The organism is Xanthomonas sp. F4 (genome assembly GCF_011761895.1).
Genome location: NZ_JAASQX010000001.1, coordinates 171,506 through 189,031, shown reverse-complemented (window position 1 = coordinate 189,031; position 17,526 = coordinate 171,506). Strand labels below are relative to the sequence as shown.

The following is a 17,526-nucleotide window of genomic DNA, read 5'->3' as shown; positions in this document are numbered from 1 at the left end:
CCAGAGTCAAGCCTTCCCGCGCGGCAGTCGCTTGCCGCCCACGCCGGCTTCGGTATCCTCTGCGCTTCCCGCCGTCACCCCGCCGCCTGTGCCGACCTTCGCCGTCCTGATGCGCCTGTTGCTGTGCCTGAGCCTGCTGCTCAACGGCACCGCGGCCGCCATGGCGATGCCGGGCATGGCGACGCACGGCCCCTCGACGCACGACACGGCTGCCACGATGGCCAGCGCGGCGCCGGCGCATGCGGCGATGCCCTGCCACGACGCGCCGCCACCGCCACCGGCGGATCACGACGGCCCCTGCCACGACCATGCCGGCAAGCACGGCGGCTGCGGCGGCATGGCGGGCTGCCAATGTCCGCATGCGCAACCGTTGCCGGCCCTGCTGGCGATGCCGCTGGCACTGCCGCGCATGCCCCGCACCCTGGTCGCCGCCGCTTCCCAGGCCGCGCACGGTGCGCCCGGCCTGCCGCGGTTGGAACGCCCTCCCAGCGCCTGAGCGCGCGCGGCCGCCCCACGGGCGGTCTCCTGGCGGCGGCGCACAGACGCTGCCGCGTCCGTGCCTGCAGCGCCCCGTCGGCGCTGCGCGGCACATCGCATCCGCTTATGGACCTGACACATGAACGCATCTTCTTCCGGCCTGCCGGCGCTGCCGTCGCGGCGCCGCTTCGTCACCGGGCTGGCGCTGGGCGCCGCCAGCCTCAGCGGGCTGCCGCTGCGCAGCGCACAGGCCAGCGCGCTCGCCCGCAACGGCGCCGCGCCCTATGTGCTGCACGGCACCGACCTGGACCTGAGCATCGGCAGCACCCGGGTCAACTTCACCGGGCGCGAGCGCCCCGCCATCGCCGTCAACGGCAGCGTGCCCGCACCGATGCTGCGCTGGCGCGAAGGCGACACCGTGACCATCCGCGTGGCCAATCGCCTGCCCGGCCACACCCAGACCTCGGTGCACTGGCACGGCCTGCTGCTGCCGGCCAACATGGACGGCGTACCGGGCATGAGCTTCGACGGCATCTATCCGGGCGAGACCTACCAGTACCGTTTCGCCCTGCGCCAGTCCGGCACCTACTGGTACCACAGCCATTCGCTGCACCAGGAGCAGGCCGGGCTGTACGGCGCCATCGTGATCGACCCGCGCGACCCGCCGCCGTACCGCTACGACCGCGAGCACGTGCTACTGCTGTCGGACTGGACCGACCTGGACCCGGCCGCGCTGTTCCGGCGGCTGAAGCAGATGCCGTCCTACGACAACCTGTACCAGCGCACCGTCGGCGATTTCCTGCGCGACGCGCGGCAGGACGGGCTGCGCGCCACCCTCGCCGACCGCGGCATGTGGGGGCGCATGCGCATGACCCCCAGCGACCTGTCCGACGTCAACGGCAACACCTACACCTACCTGCTCAACGGTATGACCCCGGCCGGCAACTGGACCGGGCTGTTCCGCCCCGGCGAGAAGGTGCTGCTGCGCTTCATCAACGCCTCCAGCATGAGCTACTTCGACGTGCGCATCCCCGGGCTGAAGATGACCGTGGTCGCCGCCGACGGCCAGTACGTGCATCCGGTGAGCGTGGACGAGTTCCGCATCGCCGCGGCCGAAACCTACGACGTGCTGGTCGAACCCAGCGGCCAGGACGCCTATACGGTGTTCGCCCAGGACATGGGCCGCACCGGCCACGCCCGCGGCACCCTGGCCGTGCGCGACGGGCTGCAGGCGCCGGTGCCGGCGAACGATCCACGCCCACTGCTGCGCATGCAGGACATGGGCCACGCGATGGCCGGGCACGCCGGCATGGAGCACGGCGCGGGCACGGCCATGCACGGCATGGAGGGCAGCTGCGGCGCGAGCATGCACATGGCCGGCATGCCGGGCATGGAGCACGCCGCGCACGCAACTGCAGGCGCTGCCGCCGCACCTGCGCATCCACGCAGCGAACGCGGCAATCCGCTGGTGGACATGCAGTCCTCCGCCACCGCGCCGCGACTGGACGATCCGGGCATCGGCCTGCGCGACAACGGCCGCCGCGTGCTGACCTATGCCGACCTGCACAGCCTGTTCGAGGATCCGGACGGACGCGAGCCGGGACGCGAGATCCAGCTGCACCTGACCGGCAACATGGAGAAGTTCGCCTGGTCCTTCGACGGCGTTCCCTTCGCCAGCGCCGAACCGTTGCGGCTCAACTACGGCGAGCGCCTGCGCATCGTGCTGGTCAACGACACGATGATGCAGCACCCGATCCACCTGCACGGCATGTGGAGCGACGTGGAGGACGCCGCCGGCCGCTTCCAGGTGCGCAAGCACACCGTGGACATGCCGCCGGGCACGCGCCGCAGCTACCGCGTGCGCGCCGACGCGCTGGGGCGCTGGGCCTACCACTGTCATCTGCTGTATCACATGGACGGCGGCATGATGCGCGAAGTGCGGGTGGACGCATGAGCCGCTCGCGCCTCGCTCCGCTCGCCCATGCCACCGGCCTGGCGCTGCTGTTGGCGCACGCCGCAGCGCAGGCGCAGCATGCCCATGCTGCCGACACCGGCGCCGACGCAGCTGCCGCGCGCTGCGCCTGCCCTGCGTCCGCTGCCGCCGTGCCCATGGCGGACGCGGCGGCAGCGCAGCCCGACACGGCAATGCATGGCGCCATGGACCACGCAGCCATGGGGCATGCCGCGCACGTGCCGGCCATGCAAGGCGCGTCTGCCACGCAGACCACGGCAGAGCACGCCGACGCCATGTCGCACGCGCACATGGACCACGCCACGATGGACCACGCGGCCGCGCCGGCGTCGCAGGGCGATCACAGCGAACACGCGCACTCCGCGCACGACGGCATGCATCACGACGGCATGGACCACGCGATGCCCTCGGCGCCTGCCCCGACAGCGACCGCGTGCCACTGTCCCGCGAGCGCCAACACGCCGTTGACGCGCGAGCCGATCCCGCCGATCACCGCGGCCGACCGTGCGGCCGCGTTCCCGGTGCTGCGCGACCACGGCATGGCGCACGGCACCGCGCGCACCGGCTATTTGCTGGCCGATCGCCTGGAGGGCTGGGACAACGCCCATGGCAGCGGCCAGGCCTGGGAAGCGCGCGGCTGGTACGGCGGCGACATCGACCGGCTATGGCTGCGCAGCGACGGCGAACGCGAGGGCGGCCGCACCACGGCGTCCTCGCTGGAACTGGCCTATGGCCGCGCGATCTCGCCCTGGTGGGACGTGCTGATCGGCGGCAGGCGGACGTTCGCGCCGGGCCACGCGCGGACCTCTGCCGCGTTCGGCGTGCAAGGCATGGCGCCGTACAAGTTCGAGGTGTCGGCCATGCTCTACGTCGGCGAAGGCGGCCATGCCAGCCTGCACCTGGAAGGCGAGTACGACGTGCTGCTGACCAATCGCCTGATCCTGCAGCCAAAACTGGAAGCGGAACTGGCCGCGCGCGACGATCCGGCGCACCGCACCGGCAGCGGCCTGACCACCGTGGAGGGCGGCTTGCGCCTACGCTACGAGGTCACGCGCCGGTTCGCGCCGTATGTCGGCGTGGAGCACGTGTGCAGCTTCGGCGACACCGCCGACCAGCGTCGCGCCGCAGCTGAGGCAACACGCGAGACGCGCTGGGTCGCCGGCCTGCGATTCTGGTTCTGAGCCACGGCGGCGCGCCGTAGCACATGGCGAACGGCGGCGCAGAAGACGCGCCGCCTTGGCGAAACACGGCACCGCCGCTAGACCGGCGTTCGCGGTGCCCCAGCTGCATGTGCGCCCATCGCCACCATCCAGGCACGAACAACGAAGACGTGCCTTTGTAGGAGCGGCTTCAGCCGCGAGGGGCGTTACCGGGAAAGCCCGTCGCGGCTGAAGCCGCTCCTACGAGACGCCGAGACGGGGCCGGGCCACAGCGCATCACGCATGAACGGCGAAGGACGTCCGACGTGCCTCGCCACCGCTCACGCGTGCAGGGCCGCCTGCAACGCCGCCACCTCGTGCCGTGGCGGGCGCAGCGCGCCCAGCGTGCCGACCAGTTCGCGGTAGCTGCGCGCCAGTTGCGCGAACAGCCCGGCGTCGCTGTCCCGGGTCTCGGCGACTTCGGCATAGGCGCCGCGGCCGAGATCGATGAAGTAGTCGACGCTGACCCGGCGCCGTTCCGCCACGCCGGGAAACAGCCCGGCGATCAGCAGGCAACCGTCGCCGACCTCGCGCAACGCGTCGGCGCGCGTGCGTCCGACCTGCTCCTGCGCATGCAGCCAGGCCAGCGCCTGGATGCGCGCCAGCAATTGCGCGTCGCGCTGGTAGCGCAGCAGCACGAACACCAGATAGTGCTCGCGCGATTCGTCCAGCGGCCGGCCCAGGCGCTGCCCGGCCTCGTGCACCAGCGCCTGCCACACCTCGGCCGGCGCCCCCTGTCTGAAAGACTCGTACATACGTCCTCCTGCGTGGTGGGAACCCTCGCAGGAAGCTTATGCATAACCCGGGCCAGTGCGCTGGCAGCCGACCACGCCGTCTGCCAAGGCGGTGCCGCTGCGGCGCCTTACTCCACCGTCACCGACGTGGCCCGGTTACGCGGCTTGCCCACAGGCGCCAGCGTTCGCCGCATGGACCGGCGGCGCCGCGCGCGCATCAGAACCGGACGAAGCGCGATGTGCCTCCGCCTCCTCGGCGACACCACCTGGCGACCGATGCTGGACGCACCGACACCGTGGCCTGGCCACGTCATTCCGGGCAATGAATCGCGCCAGGCCGACGGCGCTGCCTGCACAGACTTAACTGCGCAGACAACAGCGCGACGCGGCGACGTGCGTAGCGTGCGCGACGTGCGCGGCGTGCGTGCCAGCAGCAGGCGCGTCCCTGCAGGACCGCTCAGGAATGACGGGGCTTTTTGCGCGCGCCGCCGGCCACCTGCGCGCCGCCCTGCGCCACGATGCCGGCAAGGATCAGGTCGATCCCGGCGATGAAGTCCACGCGGTCGTCGTGCGTCTGCAGTGCGCCGGCCATGCTGCGCACGAAGGGATACGCGACCGGATCGAGCCGCGACCACGTGCTCGCCATTGCGGCCAGTGTCGCGTCGCGGACAAGGCCCTGGGTGAGCGCCAGTTGCGTATTGGCCGCGTTCTGTCCGCTTACGCCCAGCATGTAGTTGAGCAGAGCGGACACCGCCTCCCACTGCGCCGTGTCGGCCACACCAAGCGCACGCAGCGGCCGGCCAAGGCCTTCGATGATGCGCACGATCGGCAACTGTCCCGGCGCCTGCCACAGGGCCGACCCGATCCAGGGATGCGCATCGATCGTGTCGAACATGGCCAGGGCCAGCGTGCGGATGGCGGCCTGCGGCGTGGCGCCGGCCGGTGCCGCCGGCAGGCTGCGCGCGATGACCGCGTCGCAGGCGGTCGTCAGCAGATCGCGCTTGTCAGCGATATGTCCGTAGAGCGCGCCTGGCCCGGTGGCGAGCCGTTCGGACAAGGCGCGGAAGGTCAGCCCAGCCTCGCCGTCGCGATCGAGCAGGGCGATCGCCGCCTCCACGATCTGCTCGCGCGACAGTGCGGCGTCACGGCGGGGCTGATTGCGTCGTGTCTTGGTCATGGCCGATCTTGACATGGATGGAACGCCATTCCAAGATGATGGAACGCCATTCCATCCAGCTCGGCGCAGCGGGGTTGGTCGCGCCCACCCGTCATCGAGGCACCATGCACACTCCCATCGCAATCATCGGTGCCGGACTCGGCGGGCTCGCGCTCGCCCGCGTGCTGCACCTCCACGGCATCGCCGCAGCCCTCTACGAAGCCGAGGCATCGGCCGATGCGCGCCCGCAGGGCGGCCTGCTCGACATCCACGACTACAACGGCCAGCTGGCGCTCAAGGACGCCGGGCTCTACCCGCAGTTCCGCGCGCTGGTGCTGCCCGGCGCGGATGCGAAACGGGTCGTCGACCGCGATGGCACCCTCCTGATCGAGCGGCCGGACCTCGGCGCCGGCAACCGGCCGGAGGTGGATCGCGGGCAGTTGCGCCGCCTGCTGCTCGACGCCCTCCCCGCCGGCGCGGTGCGCTGGGGCTGCAAACTCGCCGATGTGTCGCCGCTCGCCGATGGGCGGCATCTATTGCGCTTCAGTGATGGCGCCACGGTGACCACCGATCTGCTGGTCGGTGCGGACGGCGCCTGGTCGAAGGTGCGGCCATTGCTGTCCGCTGCCGTGCCCGCCTACAGCGGCACCACGTTCGTCGAGACCCGCCTGTTGGAGGCCGACACCCGGCATCCGGCCAGCGCGCAACTGGTCGGCCACGGAACGCTGATGGCGGTCGCACCGGGCAAGGGCCTGTTCGCGCACCGCTATGCCGACGGCACGCTGCATGCGTATGTGTCGCTGGTCAGGCCGCAGGCGTGGTTCGACGGCATCGACGTCGCCGTGCCGGCGAGCGCGATGGCGCGCATTGCCGCGGAGTTCACCGGTTGGGCGCCGGCGCTGACGGCGTTGATCACCGCCAGCGACACGCCGCCGGTGCTGCGCCCGATCCATGCCTTGCCGGTCGAGCACCAATGGGAGCGCGTCCCCGGCGTGACCCTGCTCGGCGACGCGGCGCACCTGATGTCGCCGTTCGCCGGCGAAGGCGCCAACCTCGCGCTCTACGACGGTGCCGAGCTGGGCAAGGCCATCGCCGCGTATCCCGGCGCGATCGAGGCCGCGCTGGCCACGTACGAAACCCGACTGTTCGCCCGCAGCGCGCCGTTCGCCCGCGAATCCCAGCGCAATCTCACCCTGTTCTTCGACGACGCCGCGCCGCAGAGCCTGGTCGACTTCTTCAACGGCGTCGCCACGTAGCCGCCAGCGACCTCCGGTGGCGCTACGGCGGACATCGCCACAGCGCTTCCCGTCCGCATCGCACCGTCATGGCGGCCCGCGCACGCCCGCCATCGCTGGCGCGCCGAACGTCCCTGGACGCGTTTACTCCACCGTCACCGACTTGGCCAGATTGCGCGGCTTGTCCACGTCGGTGCCGCGCGCCAGCGCGGTGTGGTAGGCCAGCAATTGCACCGGCACGGTGTGCAGCACCGGGCTGAGCACACCGGCGTGGCGCGGCGTGCGGATCACGTGCACGCCCTCGGATTCGTTGAAGTTGCTGTCCTGGTCGGCGAACACGAACAGCTCGCCGCCGCGTGCGCGCACTTCCTGCATGTTGGATTTCACCTTCTCCAGCAGGGTGTCGTTGGGCGCGATCACCACCACCGGCATGTTGGCGTCGACCAGCGCCAGCGGGCCGTGCTTGAGCTCGCCGGCCGGGTAGCCCTCGGCGTGGATGTAGGTGATTTCCTTGAGCTTGAGCGCGCCCTCCAGGGCGATCGGGTAATGCAGGCCACGGCCGAGGAACAGCGCGTTGTGCTTGTCGGCGAAGCGCTCGGCCCATACCGCGATCTGCGGCTCCAGGTTGAGCACGTGCTGCACGCTGCCGGGCAGGTAGCGCAACTGCTCCAGGTACTCGGCCTCCTGCTCGGCACTCAGCCGCCCGCGGCGCTTGGCCAGCACGCAGGTGAGCTGGAACAGCGCCGCCAGCTGCGTGGTGAAGGCCTTGGTCGAGGCCACGCCGACCTCGGCGCCGGCGCGGGTGTACAGCACCATCGCGCTGGCGCGCGGGATGGCGCTCTCGGGCACGTTGCAGATCGACAGGGTCTTGGCGTGGCCCAGCGACTTGGCGTACTTGAGCGCCTCCATCGTGTCCAGGGTTTCGCCGGACTGGGAAATGGTCACGATCAGCTGCCGCGGATTGGCGCAAGCGTCGCGGTAGCGGTACTCGCTGGCGATCTCCACGCTGCACGGCAGCCCGGCGATGCCCTCGATCCAGTAGCGCGCGGTCAGCCCGGCGTAGTAGCTGGTGCCGCAGGCCAGGATCTGCACGCCGTCCACGTCGGCCAGCAGCGCCTCGGCCTTGCTGCCGAACAGCGTGGTGTCGAACCCGCCGGCGTCGAACAGCGCCTCCAGCGTGTCGGCCAGCGCGCGCGGCTGCTCGTGGATCTCCTTCTGCATGAAGTGCCGGTACGGGCCCAGTTCCAGCGAGGCCAGCGACACATCGGACACGTGCGGCTCGCGCTGCACCGGCTGGTCCTGCGCGTCGTACACCTGCACGCCGTCGCGGCGCAGTTCGGCGGTATCGCCCTCTTCCAGGAAGATCACCCGGCGCGTGGCCTGGATCACCGCCGAGACGTCGGAGGCGATGAAGTTTTCGCCCTCGCCCAGGCCGATCAGCAGCGGGCAGCCCATCCGCGCGCACACCAGCAGGTCCGGGCGCGACTTGCTCACCGCGGCCACCGCATAGGCGCCGGTCAGTTCCTTCACCGCCGCCTGCAACGCACCGAGCAGATCGCGACCCTGGTCGATGTAGTGGTGGATCAGGTGGGCGATGACCTCGGTGTCGGTCTGCGACTCGAACACATAGCCCAGCGCAGTCAGGCGCTCGCGCTGTTGTTCGTGGTTCTCGATGATGCCGTTGTGGACCAGGGCCAGGTCGCCGTGGCTGACGTGCGGGTGCGCATTGGCCTCGGTGACGCCGCCGTGCGTGGCCCAGCGGGTGTGGCCGATGCCCAGCGGCGCATGCAGGCCCTCGGCCAGCGCGGCGCTCTCGGTCTCCACAACACGGCCGGTGCGGCGCACACGACGAACCGCGCCGTCGGCGATGGCAGCGATGCCGGCCGAGTCATACCCCCGGTACTCCAGACGCTTGAGCCCTTCGATCAGGACCGGAACCACATCGCGATCCGCGATCGCACCGACGATACCGCACATAGCCAGCCCCTCCGACGAAAAGTCCGCCATTCTAGCCAAGTCCGCTGAATGTCTCGCCCCTGTCCGCTGCCGGACGCTATGTCCGCGAACGTGTCCGCGGACACTCGGACACTTGTCCGCGCCGCCCGCCCCCATGCAATTCAATGACTTGTAGTTGGCACGCATCCTGCGATGAAGTCCCCATCCTCACCGCTGCGATCGTCCGATGATCCGTGACACCTCCGCCCAGGACCAGGTTCTCGCCCGCCCCCGCTCCGCCGCCTGGCGCCGCTGGCTGTGGCCCGGGCTGATCGTTGCGCTGGTACTGCTGGGCATTGCCTTCGCCGCACGCGGCTGGATCGCCGGCAGCCGCTCGTTCGACGCGCAACGCGTGCGCATCGCCACGGTGACCCGCGGCGACCTGGTCCGCGACATCTCCGCCGACGGCCGCCTGATCGCCGCCAACAGCCCGACCCTGTACGCCATCTCCGGCGGCACCGTGACCCTGAAGGTGGTCGCCGGCGACGTGGTCAAGCAGGGCCAGGAACTGGCCGAGATCGACAGCCCGGAGCTGCGCAGCAAGCTGGCCCAGGAAGAGGCCACCCTGGCCGGCCTGGAAGCCGAGGCCGGCCGCGCCGACCTGGACGCGACCCTGGCCCGCGCCAACGCCAGCAAGCTGATCGACCAGGCGCAGATCGAGCGGCAGGCCGCCAGCCGCGACCTGGAGCGCTACGAGCGCGGCTACGAAGGCGGCGCGGTGCCGCAGGTGGAGCTGGCCAAGGCCCAGGACACGCTGAAGAAGGCCGACATCGCGATGAGCCACGCGCAGAAGGACTCAGGCCTGCAGGCGCAGGGTGCGTCGCTGGACGCGCGCAACAAGCGCCTGCTCGCCGAGCGCCAGCGCGCGGTGGTGGCCGAGGTGCAGCGCCAGGTCGACCTGCTGACCCTGCGCTCGCCGTTCGACGGCCAGGTCGGCCAGGTGCAGGTCTCGCAGCACACCAATGTCGCCGCCAATGCGCCGGTGCTGAGCGTGGTCGATCTGTCCAAGTTCGAACTGGAGATCAAGGTACCGGAAAGCTTCGCCCGCGACCTGGCCATCGGCATGCCGGCGCAGTTGACCAGCGGTGCCGGCGAACCGTTCGCCGGTGCGATCTCGGCGGTGTCGCCGGAAGTGGTCAACGGCGAGGTCAACGCGCGCATCCGCTTCACCGACAAGCAGCCGCCGGGCCTGCGCCAGAGCCAGCGCATGAGTGCGCGGGTGCTGCTGGATACCCGCAAGAACGTGCTCAAGCTCGAGCGCGGTCCGTTCGTCGAACAGTCCGGCGGCCGCTACGCCTACGTCATGGACGGCGACTCGGCGGTGCGCCGCCCGGTCGAACTGGGCGTCACCAGCCTGGGCGAAGTCGAAGTGCGCTCTGGCCTGCAGCCGGGCGACCGGGTCGTGGTCTCCGGCAGCGACCTGTTCGGCGACGCGCCGCAGGTGACGGTGCATTAGGAGCCGGGATTGGGGAATCGGGAATGGGGATTCGTAAGCCCCCTCTCGTTTTCCTCTCCTGGCCGCCGCTTTCGAATCCCGACATCCCCAATCCCCAATCCCCGCTCCACCACCACAGGAACTCACGCCATGCTCGAAATGCGCTCCGTCTCCAAGGTCTTCCGCACCGAACAGGTCGAGACGCATGCGTTGCGCTCGCTGGACCTGCATGTCCGCGAGGGCGAGTTCGTCGCCGTCACCGGGCCGTCGGGTTCGGGCAAGACCACCTTCCTCAACATCGCCGGCTTGCTGGAAACCTTCACCAGCGGCCAGTACCTGCTCGATGGCCAGGACGTCAGCAACCTCAACGACGATGCGCGCTCGCGCATGCGCAACCAGAAGATCGGTTTCATCTTCCAGGGCTTCAACCTGATCCCCGACCTCAACCTGTTCGACAACGTCGACGTGCCGCTGCGCTACCGCGGCATGGGCGCGGCCGAGCGCAAGCAGCGCATCGAAGAGGCACTGGGCCGGGTCGGGCTGGGCTCGCGCATGAAGCACTATCCGTCCGAACTGTCCGGCGGCCAGCAGCAGCGCGCGGCGATCGCCCGCGCCCTGGCCGGCAGCCCGCGCCTGCTGCTGGCCGACGAACCGACCGGCAACCTCGACTCGCAGATGGCGCGCGGGGTGATGGAACTGCTGGAGGAGATCAACGCGCAGGGCTCGACCATCGTCATGGTCACCCACGATCCGGAGCTGGCCGCGCGCGCGCAGCGCAACGTGCACATCGTCGACGGCCAGGCCACCGACCTGCAGCGCGAACCGGTGCTGGCGCACGGCGGCAACGACGCCGCGGCCGCAGGCTGATCGGCAGGGCGACGGCGCGGAGACTGGCATGCTCGGCTACTACTTCCAGCAAGCGTTGCGCAGCCTGCGGCGCAGCCCGGTGCTCACCGCGCTGATGGTGCTCTCCATCGCCGTGGGCATCGGTGCGGCGATGACCACGCTGACGGTGATGCGGCTGCTGTCCGGCGATCCGTTGCCCGGGCGCAGCCAGCAGATCTTCTTCGCGCAACTCGATCCGCGCCCCGGCAACGGCGCCAACCAGAAGCCGTACGACAAGCTGGACTACCCCTCGGCCATGGACCTGTGGAAGCGCGGGCGCGCCGATCGCCAGGCCATGGTCGCCGAGAGCGAGATCAAGGTGCGCGCGCCGGACAGCGCCACCCCGCCGTTCATGGCCCAGCTGCTGATGACCCAGGCCGATTTCTTCCCGATGTTCCAGGTGCCGTTCGCCTACGGCAGTGGCTGGCGGGCGCGCGACGATGAGGACAGGGCACGGGTGGCGGTGATCTCGGCCGATCTCAACGCCAAGCTGTTCGGCGGACGCAACAGCGTCGGCCGCAGCCTGCTGGTGCGCGGCACCGCGGTACGCATCGTCGGCGTGCTGGCGCCGTGGCGGCCTTCGCCGCTGTTCTACACGCTGGCCGGCGGCAGCTTCGCGCATGGCGATACCGCCAGTTTCTATGGACGGCCGCAGGACGTCTTCATGCCGCTGTCCAGCAGCCTGGAGGTCAACGACGGCCATATCCAGCCATGGACCTGCTTCAGCAAGGTGGATTCCGCAATGGACCTGCGCGATGCGCCGTGCGTGTGGCTGCAATTGTGGGTGCAACTGGACACGCCGGCGAAGGTCGCCGACTACCGCCGGCTGCTGGCCGACTACGCCGCGCAGCAGCACGCCGCCGGGCGCATCGGCCGCGCCGACACCGCGCGCCTGCTGTCCCTGCCGCAATGGCTGGAGCACAACCGCGTGGTGCCGGGCGACGTGCGCCTGCAGAGCTGGCTGGCGCTGGCGTTCCTGGGCCTGTGCCTGTTCAACAGCGTCGGCCTGCTGCTGGCCAAGTTCCTGCGCCGCGGTGGCGAGATCGGCGTGCGCCGCGCGCTGGGCGCGTCGCGCCGCGCGATCTTCGCGCAGTGCCTGACCGAGGCCAGCGTGATCGGCCTGATCGGCGGCGCCGGCGGCTGGCTGCTGACCCTGCTGGGCCTGTGGAGCGTGCGCCAGCAACCCACCGCCTACGCCGACCTGGCGCACCTGGACCTGGCGACGTTCGCCGGCACCTTCGCCCTGGCGATCGCCTGCAGCCTCGCGGCCGGCCTGTTCCCCGCCCTGCGCGCCAGCGGTATCGCGCCGGCCATGCAACTCAAGAGTCTGTAACCGGGGCGCACGACGATGCAGATCAAACCCATCCTGAGCGCGCTGGCGCGCCACCGCATCGCGGCGACGCTGATCGCCCTGGAAGTGGCGCTGGCCTGCGCCGTGTTGTGCAACGCCTTCTTCCTGATCGGCAACCGCATGGAGCTGGTGCATCTGCGCAGCGGCATCGACGAGGCCGCGCTGGGCTTGGTGTCGCTGTCCGGCTGCGACGACTGCAACAATGCCGACCTCAACGCCCGCGCGCTGGATGCGGTGCGCCGCACGCCCGGCGTACGTGCGGCGGGCGTGGTCAACAGCGTGCCGTTCGCCACGCCCACCAACAACAACGGACTGTGCCTGGACCAGGACTGCACCCAGATCGGCGGCGTGCCGCATTTCTACATGGTCAGTCCCGGCGCTGTCGCGGCCCTGGCACTGCAGCCGGACAGCGGCCGCACCTTCGGCGACGCGGACTACCAACCGCTCAAAAACGGCCTCCCGACCGCGGCCAGCGTGTGGATCACTCGCGCGCTGGGCGCACATCTGTGGCCGGGCCAGGATCCGCTGGGGAAGGAGTTCTGGGCCGGCGGCCATTTCCGCGTGATCGGCACACTCGACCACCTGGCGCGCCCCGATCCAGGCCGCAGCGAAGACGGCGTGATCGGCAGCGACTGGTCGGTGGTCATCCCGGTGCGCGAAGCGGAGCGCTCAGGCACCTACGTGCTGCGTGCCGATCCGCGCGAGCTGCCGCGGGTGTTGGCGCAGGCGCGCGCCGCGGTGGCGCGGGCGGTGCCCGAAGCGGTGATGGACAACGCGTACAGCAAGCCGCTGGTCGACCTGCGCCAGGAATACTTCCAGAGCGACCGCGCCATGACCGGGCTGCTAGTCGCGATCATCGTCGCGATGCTGCTGGTGACCGCGCTGGGGATCGTCGGCCTGGCCAGCTTCTGGGTGCAGCAGCGCACCAAGCAGATCGGCATCCGCCGTGCGCTCGGCGCCACCCGCCGCGACATCCTGCGCTATTTCCAGACCGAGAACCTGCTGCTGGTCGGCGCCGGCGTGGCGCTGGGCATGCTGCTGGCCTATGGCGGCAACGTATTGCTGATGCACGTATTCGAACTGGAGCGGCTGCCGGCTAGCTACCTGCCGGTCGGCGCGCTGCTGTTGTGCGCGCTGGGCCAGCTTGCCGTGCTCGGCCCGGCCCTGCGCGCCGCCGCCGTCGCCCCCGCCATCGCCACCCGCAGCGCCTGACCCGGAGCCCGCATGTTCGCTTACTACCTCCGCCTGGCACTGCGCAGCTTCGGCCGCAACCGCATCCTCACCGCGCTGATGGTGCTGGCCGTGGCGCTGGGCATCGGCGCGTCGATGACCATGCTGACGGTGCTGCATACGCTCTCCGGCGATCCGCTGCCCGGGCGCAGCGCCACGCTGTTCCATCCGCAGGTGGACCCGCGTCCGCGCAACCTGCCCAGCGCCGACCCCGAGCCGCCGGACGAACTGACCTGGCAGGACGCCACCGCGCTGTATCGGGCGCAGGCGGCGCCGGCGCAGACCATGACCAGCGCGAACTGGCTGCCGGTGCGCCAGACCGTGCCCAACAGCCCCTTGCGCATGCTCACCACCCGCGCCGCCACCGCCGACCTGTTCGCCATGTTCGGCATGCGCTTCCTCTACGGCAGCGGCTGGAGCCGTCATGACGATACCCAGCGCGCGCCGGTGGTGGTGCTGAGCCGCAAGCTCAACGACGCGCTGTTCGGCGGCGCGGACAGCGTCGGCAAGACCCTGACCATCGCCACCCGCCCGTTCCGGGTGGTCGGGGTGATCGACGATTGGAATGCGCAGCCGCGCTTCTACGACCTCAACTCCGGCGCGTATACGCCGCCGGAAGCGCTGTACATGCCGTTCGAGACCTGGCTGGACCTGCCGCAGGACTACGGCTACGGGCCGATGCAGTGCTGGGGCAAGGACGGCGAGGCGGGCCTGCACGACCCCAAGGCGGCGCAGTGCACCTGGGTGCAGTACTGGGTGCGGCTGGACACGCCGGAACAGGTGCGGCGCTACCGCGCGGCGCTGGACGCCTACAGCGCGCAGCAGAGCCAGCTCGGCCGCTTCGAACGCGCGCCCAACACCCGCCTGCGCAGCTTGGTCGACTGGCTGGACTACAAGCGGGTGGTGCCGGCCACGGTGCGCATGCAGACCTGGATCGCCTTCGGCGTGCTGCTGGTGTGCCTGCTCAATGCGGTCGGCCTGCTGGTCGCCAAGTTCATGCGCAAGGCCGGCGAGATCGGCGTGCGCCGCGCGCTCGGCGCCAGCCGCCGCGCGGTGTTCGCGCAATGCCTGGCCGAATCGGCGCTGATCGGCTGCCTGGGCGGCCTGCTCGGCATCCCGCTGACCTGGATCGGCCTGTGGCTGGTGCGCCAGCAACCGGTGGCCTACGCGCAACAGGCGCATGCCGATCCCGCGATCCTGGGCATTGCCCTGGCCGTGGCCACGCTGTCGGCGCTGGCCGCCGGCCTGTGGCCGGCCTGGCGTGCCTCGCGCATCGCCCCCGCCCTGCAGGTGAAATCGCTATGACCGCGCTGCCTCCCGTGCGTCCCATCCTGTCCGCGCTGGGCAGCCATCGCGCCGCGGTGGTGCTGATGGCGCTGCAGATCGCCCTGACCCTGGCGGTGCTGTGCAACCTGGTGTTCATCATCGCCCGCACCTACCAGCGCGTGCAGACCCCGACCGGGGTGATGGAACAGGACATCGGCCTCATCCAGAGCATCAGCGTGGTCGGCGAGCCAGGCAGTGTCAGCAGCGTCGGCCGCAGCCTGGACATCCTGCAGGCGGTGCCCGGCGTGGAAGCGGCGGCGTTCGGCGCGCCGCCGCTGTGGGGGCCGGCGCAGGCGCAGCTGTTCCTGCAGCCGCAGGCCACGCAACCGGTCGCCCGTGCCTGTCTGTTCCTCGGCAGCCAGGGCCTGAACCGCACGCTGGGCATCCGCATCGTCGCCGGCCGCGACCTGCGCGATGCGGAGCTGCCCGGCGCCTCGGCCCTATTCGGCGCGCCTGCCGAGATCGAGCGGCGCCTGCCGGCGCTGATCACCCCGTCGCTGGCCGCCAAGCTGTTCCCCGGCGCCTCGCCGCTGGGGCGTACGCTCTACACCAGCACCTTCAACCAGCAGGTACGCCTGGACATCGTCGGGGTGATGGCGCCGCTGCGCGGCGAGATCACCGGCCACGACGACGATGCCGATGCGCTGCTCACCGAGATCCATGCCAGCAGCGAGGGCTGGGGCGGCGGCTACCTGATCCGCAGCGCGCCTGGGCAACTGGCGCAGGCGCTGCCGCGCGCGGCGGCGGCGATGCAGCGCGCCAACCCCACCTATGTGCAGCAGCAGGTCGCCACCATGCAGGAGCTGCGGACCGAGTACTTCAAGAGCGACAGCGCGGTGGCGCGGATGCTGCTGGCGATCATCCTGATCCTGCTCACCGTCACCGCACTGGGCATCGGCGGGCTGGCCAGCTTCTGGGTGCAGCAGCGCACCCGGCAGATCGGCATCCGCCGCGCGCTCGGCGCCACCCGCGGCGACATCCTGCGCTACTTCCAGCTGGAAAACCTGCTGATCGTCGGCGGCGGCGCGCTGCTCGGCGCGGTGCTCGCCTACGTCATGAACCAGTGGCTGATGCAGCGCTTCGAACTGGAGCGGCTGTCCTCGCCCACCGTCCTCACCGGCATGGTCGCGGTGTGGCTGCTCGGCCAGTGTGCCGTGCTCGGCCCCGCCCTGCGCGCCGCCGCCGTCCCGCCCGCCACCGCCACCCGCAGCGCCTGATCCCGGAGCTCCCATGTTCGGCTACTACGTCCGCCTCGCCTTGCGCAGCTTCGGCCGCAACAAGGTCCTCACCGCACTGATGGTGCTGGCCATCGCCCTGGGGATCGGCGCCAGCATGACCACGCTGACCGTGTTCTACGTGCTCTCCGGCGATCCGATCCCGCAGAAGAGCGACCGCCTGTTCTACGTGCAGGTGGATGCGCAGCCCAAGGCCGGCTACCAGCCGGGCGAGGAACCGGATTTGCAAAACACCCGCTTCGATGCCGAGACCCTGTTGCGCGAGAAGCGCGCCAAGCGCCAGGCGTTGATGAGCGGCGGCAGCGCAGCGATCGAACCGCTCAAGAGCGGACTAAAGCCGTTCAAGTCGGAAGTGCGTTTCACCTCGGCGGACTTCTTCCCGATGTTCGATACGCCGTTCCTGTACGGGCACGGCTGGACCGGCACGGAAGACGAGCGCCATGAGCGCGTGGTCGTCATCAGCAGGAAGCTCAACGAAAAGCTGTTCGACGGCGCCGACAGCGTCGGCCGCGAACTGCGCATGGACCAGAACACCTTCCGGATCGTCGGCGTGCTCGACACCTGGGAGCCCAAGCCGCGCTTCTACGACGTCACCAACACCTACGGGTCGGACGAACAGGCCTATCTGCCGTTTTCGGTGGCGATGGACCTGAAGATGGACCGCAACGGCAACATGAACTGCTTCGGCGACAGCAATGGCGACCAGACCGCGCTCAATGCGCCCTGCACCTGGGTGCAGTACTGGGTGGAACTGGAGAGTCCGGCGCAGGCTAGCGACTACAAGGCCTACCTGGAGAACTACTCCTCGCAGCAGCGCGCGGCCGGACGCTTCCAGCGCCCGAACAACGTGCGCCTGCGCGACGTCATGCAGTGGCTGGACCATAACAAAGTGGTGCCCGGCGACGTACGCCTGCAGCTGTGGCTGGCGATGGGCTTCCTGCTGGTGTGCCTGCTCAACACCGTCGGCCTGCTGCTGGCCAAGTTCCTGCGCCGCAGCGGCGAGATCGGCGTACGCCGCGCGCTCGGCGCCTCGCGCGGGGCGATCTTCGCGCAATGCCTGGTGGAGGCCGGTGCCATCGGCCTGGCCGGCGGTGTGGCCGGACTGGGACTGGCCACGCTCGGCCTGTGGGCGGTCCGTCAGCAGCCCGCCAGCTACGCCAAGCTGGCGCACCTGGATCCGAGCATGCTGGCGCTGACCTTCGCCATGGCGGTGGGCGCCAGCCTGCTCGCCGGCCTGCTGCCGTCGTGGCGCGCCATCCAGGTGGCGCCCGCCCTGCAGCTCAAGTCCTGACCCTG

General features: G+C 70.4%; 14 protein-coding genes. 11 read left to right on the top strand and 3 right to left on the bottom strand.

Annotated features, from left to right (window positions below; genetic code table 11):
- Positions 1 to 109 precede the first annotated feature (109 nt).
- The 3 genes from FHR66_RS00890 to FHR66_RS00880 all read left to right on the top strand — a co-directional run bounded on the left by FHR66_RS00890 (position 110) and on the right by FHR66_RS00880 (position 3,630).
- Positions 110 to 496, top strand: a complete 387-nt coding sequence (locus tag FHR66_RS00890; protein WP_202394902.1) for a CopL family metal-binding regulatory protein — start codon at positions 110 to 112, stop codon at positions 494 to 496.
- Positions 497 to 616: 120 nt separating this feature from the next.
- Positions 617 to 2,431, top strand: coding sequence for a copper resistance system multicopper oxidase (locus FHR66_RS00885; RefSeq protein WP_160969208.1), 1,815 nt, complete (start codon positions 617 to 619; stop codon positions 2,429 to 2,431).
- The gene (locus FHR66_RS00880) at positions 2,428 to 3,630 is read left to right on the top strand and encodes a copper resistance protein B (RefSeq protein WP_160969210.1); all 1,203 of its coding nucleotides are present in this window, start codon (positions 2,428 to 2,430) and stop codon (positions 3,628 to 3,630) included. Before FHR66_RS00885 ends, FHR66_RS00880 begins: the two co-directional genes overlap by 4 nt.
- A 299-nt stretch (positions 3,631 to 3,929) precedes the next feature.
- On the opposite strand, the gene FHR66_RS00875 is transcribed toward FHR66_RS00880, so the two are convergent.
- A complete protein-coding gene (locus tag FHR66_RS00875) occupies positions 3,930 to 4,403 on the bottom strand; it encodes a hypothetical protein (protein WP_160969212.1) in 474 nt (157 codons plus the stop codon).
- A 436-nt stretch (positions 4,404 to 4,839) separates the two neighbouring features.
- Positions 4,840 to 5,499, bottom strand: coding sequence for a TetR/AcrR family transcriptional regulator (locus FHR66_RS00870; RefSeq protein WP_343160688.1), 660 nt, complete (start codon positions 5,497 to 5,499; stop codon positions 4,840 to 4,842).
- A 164-nt stretch (positions 5,500 to 5,663) separates the two neighbouring features.
- On the opposite strand from FHR66_RS00870, the gene FHR66_RS00865 reads away from it, so the two are divergent.
- On the top strand, positions 5,664 to 6,794 hold the full coding sequence (locus tag FHR66_RS00865; protein ID WP_160969216.1) for an FAD-dependent oxidoreductase: 1,131 nt from the start codon (positions 5,664 to 5,666) through the stop codon (positions 6,792 to 6,794).
- Positions 6,795 to 6,917: 123 nt separating this feature from the next.
- Here FHR66_RS00865 and glmS read toward each other — a convergent pair whose 3' ends face one another.
- Entirely contained in the window at positions 6,918 to 8,750 is a 1,833-nt protein-coding gene (gene glmS, locus FHR66_RS00860) for a glutamine--fructose-6-phosphate transaminase (isomerizing) (protein ID WP_160969218.1), read from the bottom strand.
- A 205-nt stretch (positions 8,751 to 8,955) separates the two neighbouring features.
- Between glmS and FHR66_RS00855 the strand changes: the two genes are divergently transcribed.
- The 7 genes from FHR66_RS00855 (at position 8,956) to FHR66_RS00825 (ending at position 17,521) form a co-directional block, all read left to right on the top strand.
- A complete protein-coding gene (locus tag FHR66_RS00855; protein ID WP_160969220.1) occupies positions 8,956 to 10,224 on the top strand; it encodes an efflux RND transporter periplasmic adaptor subunit in 1,269 nt (422 codons plus the stop codon).
- 129 nt (positions 10,225 to 10,353) lie between these two features.
- Positions 10,354 to 11,070, top strand: a complete 717-nt coding sequence (locus FHR66_RS00850) for an ABC transporter ATP-binding protein (RefSeq protein ID WP_160969222.1) — start codon at positions 10,354 to 10,356, stop codon at positions 11,068 to 11,070.
- A gap of 28 nt (positions 11,071 to 11,098) precedes the next feature.
- Positions 11,099 to 12,421: an ABC transporter permease gene (locus tag FHR66_RS00845; protein WP_160969224.1), complete on the top strand. Its 1,323-nt coding sequence runs from the start codon at positions 11,099 to 11,101 to the stop codon at positions 12,419 to 12,421.
- A gap of 15 nt (positions 12,422 to 12,436) precedes the next feature.
- The gene (locus FHR66_RS00840; protein WP_160969226.1) at positions 12,437 to 13,651 is read left to right on the top strand and encodes an ABC transporter permease; all 1,215 of its coding nucleotides are present in this window, start codon (positions 12,437 to 12,439) and stop codon (positions 13,649 to 13,651) included.
- A gap of 12 nt (positions 13,652 to 13,663) precedes the next feature.
- Positions 13,664 to 14,974, top strand: a complete 1,311-nt coding sequence (locus tag FHR66_RS00835; RefSeq protein WP_160969228.1) for an ABC transporter permease — start codon at positions 13,664 to 13,666, stop codon at positions 14,972 to 14,974.
- Positions 14,971 to 16,212 (top strand): ABC transporter permease, encoded by a 1,242-nt coding sequence (locus tag FHR66_RS00830; RefSeq protein ID WP_160969230.1) that lies wholly within the window; start codon positions 14,971 to 14,973, stop codon positions 16,210 to 16,212. The genes FHR66_RS00835 and FHR66_RS00830 overlap by 4 nt, the downstream gene beginning before the upstream one ends.
- 13 nt (positions 16,213 to 16,225) lie before the next feature.
- Positions 16,226 to 17,521, top strand: coding sequence for an ABC transporter permease (locus FHR66_RS00825; protein WP_160969232.1), 1,296 nt, complete (start codon positions 16,226 to 16,228; stop codon positions 17,519 to 17,521).
- The last annotated feature ends 5 nt before the right edge of the window (positions 17,522 to 17,526 follow it).

What these genes read in the sequence shown, in the direction of transcription:
- FHR66_RS00850 (WP_160969222.1), top strand. Translation starts at nt 10,354, where the DNA reads ATGCTCGAAATGCGCTCCGTCTCCAAGGTCTTCCGCACCGAACAGGTC.
- glmS (WP_160969218.1), bottom strand. Translation starts at nt 8,750, where the DNA reads ATGTGCGGTATCGTCGGTGCGATCGCGGATCGCGATGTGGTTCCGGTC.
- FHR66_RS00830 (WP_160969230.1), top strand. Translation starts at nt 14,971, where the DNA reads ATGACCGCGCTGCCTCCCGTGCGTCCCATCCTGTCCGCGCTGGGCAGC.
- FHR66_RS00890 (WP_202394902.1), top strand. Translation starts at nt 110, where the DNA reads ATGCGCCTGTTGCTGTGCCTGAGCCTGCTGCTCAACGGCACCGCGGCC.
- FHR66_RS00825 (WP_160969232.1), top strand. Translation starts at nt 16,226, where the DNA reads ATGTTCGGCTACTACGTCCGCCTCGCCTTGCGCAGCTTCGGCCGCAAC.
- FHR66_RS00880 (WP_160969210.1), top strand. Translation starts at nt 2,428, where the DNA reads ATGAGCCGCTCGCGCCTCGCTCCGCTCGCCCATGCCACCGGCCTGGCG.
- FHR66_RS00835 (WP_160969228.1), top strand. Translation starts at nt 13,664, where the DNA reads ATGTTCGCTTACTACCTCCGCCTGGCACTGCGCAGCTTCGGCCGCAAC.
- FHR66_RS00845 (WP_160969224.1), top strand. Translation starts at nt 11,099, where the DNA reads ATGCTCGGCTACTACTTCCAGCAAGCGTTGCGCAGCCTGCGGCGCAGC.
- FHR66_RS00885 (WP_160969208.1), top strand. Translation starts at nt 617, where the DNA reads ATGAACGCATCTTCTTCCGGCCTGCCGGCGCTGCCGTCGCGGCGCCGC.
- FHR66_RS00875 (WP_160969212.1), bottom strand. Translation starts at nt 4,403, where the DNA reads ATGTACGAGTCTTTCAGACAGGGGGCGCCGGCCGAGGTGTGGCAGGCG.
- FHR66_RS00865 (WP_160969216.1), top strand. Translation starts at nt 5,664, where the DNA reads ATGCACACTCCCATCGCAATCATCGGTGCCGGACTCGGCGGGCTCGCG.
- FHR66_RS00855 (WP_160969220.1), top strand. Translation starts at nt 8,956, where the DNA reads ATGATCCGTGACACCTCCGCCCAGGACCAGGTTCTCGCCCGCCCCCGC.
- FHR66_RS00840 (WP_160969226.1), top strand. Translation starts at nt 12,437, where the DNA reads ATGCAGATCAAACCCATCCTGAGCGCGCTGGCGCGCCACCGCATCGCG.